Below are 6,689 nucleotides of genomic sequence, written 5' to 3'. Positions count from 1 at the left end.
CGTGGCTGCGCCACGTACTTGAACGCCTGCCGCAAGCCTCGTCGGTAGAAGACTTCGAAGCCTTGCTGCCTTGGAACTGCTCGCCAGAGATGCCAAGGTAAACGTAAACCCCATCTAACGGTACGTGGGGTTTATGGGTCGCTTACGTTGTTTCAATCGGGCGGGTGTATAGCTTTTATCTTGATTCGGGGATTTGTTGCGTACATCATTTTGCATGAACACTGTCGAGCGGGGCAGTACGAACATTGTAAGTGCCGCTGGGGCCGGTTGATATGTTCTATCTTGAGTCGCGTTATATTCGCTCATGGCACTGTCTAACGTGTGTACGAATCTTGAGCGAGGCTCGACTAATCTCTCGATAGCTGCGGGTACGGAACCAAAGATGGTTTTCTGAATATTTGAAACAGTTTGAATTTAGTTGATACTGGGTTCAATGGGCATAATGCCTCCTGGTTTTTTAGTGTTAGGAGAGCAATAAAGATGCCAGTTTTTATTTGAGGACGAGCGGCGAGGAGGATGAGTCAACTGTTGCAGCTATTCTGAGCGCTGGAATAGTTGTCCTACAGAAAGTTCCTACAAATAGTTATTTATAGGACGTGGGCAAAGGGTTGCCCCCCCCCTATCGGCAAGGGGTTGCCTTCCGGTTAATCGCCCCTGTTCTGATGCCAAATAGTGCCTTGGTTGTTTTCATTTTTTTACGGGGTAAACATGTTCATCCTTTTTACAGGATGAACATGCTCTGGTTAATGCCGCAATGACTTCCCATCAAGGAAATGCGTGGTGCTATTAAGCCAGGGTATGAACGATTTCAGTAATGATGCGGCTCAGGGTTTCAGCGTCAGGCCCCTCCACGCGGTGTTCATCGGCGAACGAGTAAGCTACCGAAAACAGACCTCCGTTTACATAGGAGTACGTAGGCAGATCTTTTTCGAGGGTTTTATCTACGGCTTCTTCGGTCAGTGAAATGGAAGCAATGACCAGGCGTTCGGTCATGTTGTTGACGCCGTTGAAATAGACGGCGTCCGGGTTCAGGTTCCAGTTTTCCAACGCAGCATTCAGCAGGTTGCGCGCTTTTTCACGAATGATTTCAGTGCTCATGGTGATCTTCCTTTATCTAGCGTCCCCGCCGTTGAACATCATGCTCATCGTGGTATGCAGAGGGACAGGTTGTTTGGAAGAGCCATTAGAAAGGATCAAGCGGGGTGACAGCACATACATAGTTATGGCAGTGAAATTCATCGGGCGTTAGTGCGTGCTTTAGATAACAGCCGGTGCGTCACTGGAACAAAACAACCGGTTGCTATCGGCGAGCTTTAAAGCGTGTTACCGGGCGCTGCCTCTGCTCCGCGTTCGCGTACCCAGAATAAGGTCGCACCTGCTACGGCGGCGGGCATCATCAAGATGTTGACCACCGGAATCAGCAACGCCAGATAGACGATGCCGCCGAAGCTTAGGCTCTGCCAGCGTTTAGCACGCAGCCAGGCGAGCATTTCGTTCCAGCCCATTTTATGGTTGTCCGCCGGGTAGTCGATGTACTGGATAGCCATCATCCAGACGCCGAACAACAGCCACAGTGGCGCAGCGACCAGATTGACCACCGGGATGAAGGACAGGATCAGCAGGCCGATCGCGCGGGGCAGGAAGTAGCCAAGTTTGCGCATCTCCCGGCTGAAGGTGCGCGGGACCATGGCGACCAGTTCGCCCCAACTGAAGGTCGGGAAGTCATCGGTGCCACGTAGCACCACTTCGACCTTTTCCGCGAGAAAACCGTTGAACGGCGCGGCAATGATATTGGCGATCATGGTGAAGGTGAAGAACACCATCAGCAGCACCAGCACCACGAACAATGGCCAGAGGATGTAATTGAGAAAGCTCAACCAGACCGGCAGGGTTGGCATGAAGGTGTCGACCCACATGCCGAACTGATGCATGGCCAGGTAAATCAGGCCGCCGAATAGCACCAGGTTGATGGCCAGCGGCAGCAGAACGAACAGGCGCAAGCCGGGGCTTAGGACCAGTTTCAGGCCTTCACGCAGGTATTGCGGGCCAGAAAGAACAGGGGCAGGCATGGCAGGCTCCGGGTGGTGGGAAACGCGCCGACCTTACCGGCTTTGCAGCCCGTACGAAAGTGCAGACATTCGCGGTAACAAACCCGACGGCGTAAAGTCTATGGTCAAGCGTTGATACAAAGGTTATCTGGATAGACCCTGCCTATGAGGTGGATTGTGAAACGATATTTCCTTAATCTTCGCGACCCCGATAAGCTTCTCGACAACTTATCAATCTCTTCCTGAAATTTTAATCTCCAAGGAGTCATCATGAGCGTACTGGTAAACAAGCAGGCCCCGGATTTCGACGCAGCAGCGGTATTGGGTGACGGCTCTATCGTCGACAGCTTCAAGCTGTCCTCCCTGCGTGGCAAATACGTGGTTCTGTTTTTCTGGCCTCTGGATTTCACCTTCGTTTGCCCGTCTGAAATCATCGCCCACAACAACCGCATCGCGAAATTCCGCGAGCTGGGTGTTGAAGTGGTCGGCGTTTCCATCGACTCGCAATTCACTCACCACGCATGGCGCAGCACCCCTGTTGAAAAAGGCGGCATCGGTGAAGTTCAATTCACCATGGTGGCCGACGTCAAACACGAAATCACTCGCGCTTACGGCATCGAACACGAAGCTGGCGTCGCTCTGCGCGCTTCGTTCCTGATCGACAAGGAAGGTGTGGTTCAGCATCAGGTCGTTAACAACCTGCCACTGGGTCGCAATGTCGACGAAATGGTCCGTTTGGTTGAAGCTCTGCAATTCACCGAAGAGCACGGCGAAGTCTGTCCAGCCGGCTGGCGCCCAGGTCAAAAAGGCATGAAGGCTGACGCCAAGGGCGTTGCCGATTACTTGGCCGAAAACGCCAAGAACCTGTAATACCCCGGCTGCGGCTCCGGCCGCAGCCTCATATTTTCAGGACTGCCGTGTTGTAAGCCTTCCCCAAGTGCTTGTGCGGTCCTTTTTTATTCCAGCCGGTACACCGGCGTTCCGACCACGCGTAACGATGGCCGGTCAATAGGAGTGTGTCATGTCTGATGTACGTCATTCCCGAGTGATTATTCTCGGCTCCGGCCCTGCCGGTTACAGCGCAGCGGTCTACGCGGCACGTGCCAACCTCAAACCGCTGCTGATTACCGGCATGCAGGCAGGTGGTCAATTGACCACCACCACTGAGGTTGATAACTGGCCTGGTGATCCCCACGGCCTGACCGGCCCTGTGTTGATGGAGCGGATGAAAGAACACGCCGAGCGTTTCGAAACCGAAGTGGTGTTTGACCACATCAACGCCGTGGACCTGGCTGGCAAGCCGTTCAGTCTCAAAGGCGACAACGCGACGTACACCTGTGACGCCTTGATTATTGCGACCGGTGCCAGCGCTCGTTATCTGGGCCTGCCATCAGAAGAAGCCTTCATGGGCAAAGGCGTTTCTGCCTGCGCGACCTGCGACGGTTTCTTCTATCGCAACCGTGAAGTCGCAGTCGTCGGTGGTGGTAACACTGCCGTGGAAGAGGCGCTGTACCTGGCTAACATCGCCAGCAAAGTGACTTTGGTCCACCGTCGCGAAACGTTCCGCGCCGAGAAGATCCTGATCGACAAGCTGCATGCCCGCGTTGCCGAAGGCAAGATCGTGCTCAAGCTCAACGCGACCCTGGAAGAAGTGCTGGGCGATAACATGGGCGTGACCGGTGCTCGCCTGAGAAATAATGACGGCAGCGCCGACGAGCTGAAAGTCGATGGCGTGTTCATCGCTATCGGGCACACGCCGAACACGTCACTGTTCGAAGGTCAACTGGCCTTGAAAGACGGCTACATGGTGGTTCAGGGCGGTCGTGACGGTAATGCGACTGCTACCAATGTCGACGGTGTTTTCGCGGCGGGTGATGTGGCTGACCACATCTACCGTCAGGCGATTACCTCGGCGGGTGCGGGTTGCATGGCGGCACTGGACGTCGAGCGTTATCTCGATGGCCTGCAGGACACTTCGCTGTAAAAGTCTGCTTGTGGCTGCAAAAAAAAACCGGCCTAGGCCGGTTTTTTTATGTTCAGTCTTGCTGGCACGGAATATTCAGGCTTTGCGTTTCAGCGGCTCGGCTGCGAAGGTCACCCCGACCAGGCCGTGAGCGATCAGCGCGCGGATGTTGCCGTGATCGTTGCCTTCAGGGGTCGCTTGCACCGAGCGATAGTGTTCGCCAAATGCGAGCAGGGCTTCTTCATCGCTCAGACCTTCAAGCACGGCCAGGCCCAGTGTCTTGCAGGAACCTTCGTTCTGCCCGGCGGCGTTTTCCACGCTGCCGTTGTTGAACGCCTGTGGCTGGTAGTCGTAGCCAGTAGAGATGAATGCCAGGGTGTCGGCGAAGGCGTGCTGGCCGCTACGAAGGCTGGCGCGCAGGGTGTTCAGATCAGTCATGCTTTTTTTCCTTGGCGAACGCGGCTTTCTGCTCGGCGTTGGCTTCTTGCTGGTAGTGGGTTTTCCACTCGCTGTAAGGCATGCCGTAAACCACTTCGCGGGCCTGGTCGAGGCTGACGTCGATCTGTTTCTCATCGGCTGCGGCCTTGTACCACTTGGACAGGCAGTTGCGACAGAAACCGGCAAGGTTCATCAGGTCGATGTTTTGGACGTCTTTGCGGCTGTCCAGGTGCGCGACCATGCGGCGGAAGGCGGCAGCTTCGAGTTCAAGGCGTTCTTGCTCGGTCATGATGGGCTCTTTGCAGGCAGTTAATGGTTTGAATGATAAGAGGGGAAAGCACCGGGGCCAAGCCATTCGCGAACACATTCGTGAGGGTTCTTGGTCAGCCCCTTATTCACACTGAATCAACGCTGCCCAGCCAGGGTAATCGACACAGACTCGGCAAATCGCAGGGCGTGAGGTTTATCGACTTCGACTTCGGCGTACAGCACCGCGTCGTGGCGCATCACCAGATCGAGCACTTCCTGGGTCAGCCGTTCCAGCAGCGCAAAACGATTGCCTTCCACGTGCTGAATGATGGCTTTGGTGATCGTGCGGTAGTTGAGGGCGTGATCGATGTCGTTGTCCCGCACGGCATCCTGGGCGGCATACAGAATCGTCAGGTTGATCAGCACGTCCTGCTTGTTGAGGATCTCGTCCTCATTGATGCCGATAAAGGTGCGCAGGCGCAGGTCTTTGACCCGAATGCGGGCCGTTCCTGGTTCGAGTCTTGGCATGACTATTTGCTCCGTCCAATCAATTGCAGAAACTCCTGACGGGTCGTACTCGAGTCACGGAATGCACCGAGCATGACCGAGGTGATCATGGTCGAATTCTGCTTTTCAACGCCACGCATCATCATGCACATGTGTTGAGCTTCAATCACCACGGCGACGCCCGCGGCGCTGGTCACTTCGCGGATCGTATCGGCAATCTGCCGGGTGAGGTTTTCCTGAATCTGCAGGCGTCGGGCGAACATGTCGACGATGCGCGCAATCTTCGACAGCCCAAGGACTTTGCCGGTCGGGATGTAGGCGACGTGTGCTTTGCCAATGAAGGGCAGGAGGTGATGCTCGCACAGCGAGTACAACTCGATGTCCTTGACGATGACCATCTCATCGTTGTCTGAGGCAAACAGCGCGCCATTGACGATATCTTCAACGCTTTGCTCGTAGCCATGACACAGGTATTGCATTGCTTTGGCGGCACGTTTGGGCGTATCGAGCAGGCCTTCGCGGTCTGGGTTTTCACCCAGGCCCACGAGGATCTCACGGTAATGCTGTGGCAGCGATAAGGTCATCAAGGAATCCTCGCGGGGCGACTTATTTAAGGTGCCGACCGCCGTTTACAGTCAAGGTTGTGCCGGTAACGTAGGGGTTGTCCAGCAGATAGCGCAGGCTCTGGTAGATCACCTCGGCACCGGGTTCTATGCCCATAGCGGACTTGGCCAGGGTCTTGGCGCGGTACGCCGCGTCGTCGTCGGGTTGAAACATCAACAGCGCTGGCGCGATGCTATTGACCTTGATTCGGGGCGCGAACTTGGCCGCAAATGACAAGGTCAGGCTTTCAAGCCCTGCTTTGCTGGCGCAGTAGGCAATGTGCTTGCTGCTGCCTTTACGGGTCACGTCATCGCTGATGTGAACGATGTCGGCCACTGGCGAGCGGTGAAGCAATGTGGCGCAGTGCAAGTTGATCAAATAGGGCGCCAACATGTGCACGTTGAACATTTGAGTAAAGGCTGCGGCTTCATTGCCTGGCGTTTCGGCCAGCCACTGGGAGGCATTATGGACAATTGCCCGCAGGCTGTCGGTGTGGCTTCCGAGCTCATCGATGAACGCCAGGATGCTCGCTTCAGATGAGAAATCGGCATGGATCGCCAGCGCTCCCAGGTCACGTAATTGCTGCACGCCCGGGCGGTCGCTGCGGTAGCTGACGATAACCGAATGACCGTCTGCCAACAGGCGTTTTGCGCAATCCAGCCCGATACGCTGGCTGGCGCCAGTGATCAGAATAGGGGCAGAGGGAAAAACCATGGGGCAACTCGCGCATCACAGTGAGGGTTGAAGCCGGGGCCCTGAGTGATCGGCATGCGGCTCGAACCAGCGAAACCATTAGCTGGCTATTATTTGCAGCAAAGTTATACCAATGGCCCTCACTGAACAACCCGCACCGCGCAGCGCGAGTTGTTGAACTTCGCGCC

At 55.5% G+C, this 6,689-nt stretch carries 10 protein-coding genes; 3 read left to right on the top strand and 7 right to left on the bottom strand.

What is annotated here, in order from left to right:
* Window positions 1–101 (top strand): transposase domain-containing protein (locus QN399_RS19820; RefSeq protein ID WP_330201456.1); only part of this gene is annotated, 101 nt, incomplete at its 5' end.
* A gap of 685 nt (window positions 102–786) precedes the next feature.
* On the opposite strand, the gene QN399_RS19815 is transcribed toward QN399_RS19820, so the two are convergent.
* Together QN399_RS19815 and cysZ are read right to left on the bottom strand one after the other, a co-directional pair.
* Window positions 787–1,098: a hypothetical protein gene (locus QN399_RS19815; protein WP_322177968.1), complete on the bottom strand. Its 312-nt coding sequence runs from the start codon at window positions 1,096–1,098 to the stop codon at window positions 787–789.
* 215 nt (window positions 1,099–1,313) lie between these two features.
* A complete protein-coding gene (cysZ, locus tag QN399_RS19810) occupies window positions 1,314–2,069 on the bottom strand; it encodes a sulfate transporter CysZ (protein WP_322278408.1) in 756 nt (251 codons plus the stop codon).
* A gap of 249 nt (window positions 2,070–2,318) precedes the next feature.
* Here cysZ and QN399_RS19805 point away from each other — a divergent pair, with 249 nt between their 5' ends.
* Both QN399_RS19805 and trxB read left to right on the top strand, forming a co-directional pair.
* The gene (locus QN399_RS19805) at window positions 2,319–2,918 is read left to right on the top strand and encodes a peroxiredoxin (RefSeq protein WP_322177970.1); all 600 of its coding nucleotides are present in this window, start codon (window positions 2,319–2,321) and stop codon (window positions 2,916–2,918) included.
* A 151-nt stretch (window positions 2,919–3,069) separates the two neighbouring features.
* On the top strand, window positions 3,070–4,032 hold the full coding sequence (gene trxB / locus QN399_RS19800) for a thioredoxin-disulfide reductase (protein ID WP_322278409.1): 963 nt from the start codon (window positions 3,070–3,072) through the stop codon (window positions 4,030–4,032).
* A 75-nt stretch (window positions 4,033–4,107) separates the two neighbouring features.
* On the opposite strand, the gene QN399_RS19795 is transcribed toward trxB, so the two are convergent.
* The 5 genes from QN399_RS19795 to folM form a co-directional block, all read right to left on the bottom strand.
* On the bottom strand, window positions 4,108–4,449 hold the full coding sequence (locus tag QN399_RS19795; RefSeq protein WP_322177972.1) for a HopJ type III effector protein: 342 nt from the start codon (window positions 4,447–4,449) through the stop codon (window positions 4,108–4,110).
* Complete coding sequence (locus tag QN399_RS19790; protein WP_322177973.1) at window positions 4,442–4,738, bottom strand: DUF1244 domain-containing protein; 297 nt, start codon at window positions 4,736–4,738, stop codon at window positions 4,442–4,444. The genes QN399_RS19795 and QN399_RS19790 overlap by 8 nt, the downstream gene beginning before the upstream one ends.
* Before the next feature lie 116 nt (window positions 4,739–4,854).
* Window positions 4,855–5,226: a dihydroneopterin triphosphate 2'-epimerase gene (gene folX / locus QN399_RS19785; protein ID WP_322177974.1), complete on the bottom strand. Its 372-nt coding sequence runs from the start codon at window positions 5,224–5,226 to the stop codon at window positions 4,855–4,857.
* 2 nt (window positions 5,227–5,228) lie between these two features.
* Entirely contained in the window at window positions 5,229–5,789 is a 561-nt protein-coding gene (folE, locus tag QN399_RS19780) for a GTP cyclohydrolase I FolE (RefSeq protein ID WP_322177975.1), read from the bottom strand.
* Between the two features lie 22 nt (window positions 5,790–5,811).
* Complete coding sequence (gene folM, locus QN399_RS19775; RefSeq protein ID WP_330201455.1) at window positions 5,812–6,522, bottom strand: dihydromonapterin reductase; 711 nt, start codon at window positions 6,520–6,522, stop codon at window positions 5,812–5,814.
* Window positions 6,523–6,689 lie beyond the last annotated feature (167 nt).

Source organism: Pseudomonas sp. 10C3 (genome assembly GCF_036346185.1).
In the GTDB taxonomy this organism is placed as follows: domain Bacteria; phylum Pseudomonadota; class Gammaproteobacteria; order Pseudomonadales; family Pseudomonadaceae; genus Aquipseudomonas.
The sequence above is the reverse complement of the archived record's forward strand: the minus strand, read 5'-3'. Positions and strand labels throughout refer to the sequence as shown.

Excerpts from the sequence above, each read along its gene's own strand:
- QN399_RS19815 (WP_322177968.1), bottom strand. The coding sequence starts at position 1,098 with ATGAGCACTGAAATCATTCGTGAAAAAGCGCGCAACCTGCTGAATGCT.
- cysZ (WP_322278408.1), bottom strand. The coding sequence starts at position 2,069 with ATGCCTGCCCCTGTTCTTTCTGGCCCGCAATACCTGCGTGAAGGCCTG.
- QN399_RS19805 (WP_322177970.1), top strand. The coding sequence starts at position 2,319 with ATGAGCGTACTGGTAAACAAGCAGGCCCCGGATTTCGACGCAGCAGCG.
- trxB (WP_322278409.1), top strand. The coding sequence starts at position 3,070 with ATGTCTGATGTACGTCATTCCCGAGTGATTATTCTCGGCTCCGGCCCT.
- QN399_RS19795 (WP_322177972.1), bottom strand. The coding sequence starts at position 4,449 with ATGACTGATCTGAACACCCTGCGCGCCAGCCTTCGTAGCGGCCAGCAC.
- QN399_RS19790 (WP_322177973.1), bottom strand. The coding sequence starts at position 4,738 with ATGACCGAGCAAGAACGCCTTGAACTCGAAGCTGCCGCCTTCCGCCGC.
- folX (WP_322177974.1), bottom strand. The coding sequence starts at position 5,226 with ATGCCAAGACTCGAACCAGGAACGGCCCGCATTCGGGTCAAAGACCTG.
- folE (WP_322177975.1), bottom strand. The coding sequence starts at position 5,789 with ATGACCTTATCGCTGCCACAGCATTACCGTGAGATCCTCGTGGGCCTG.
- folM (WP_330201455.1), bottom strand. The coding sequence starts at position 6,522 with ATGGTTTTTCCCTCTGCCCCTATTCTGATCACTGGCGCCAGCCAGCGT.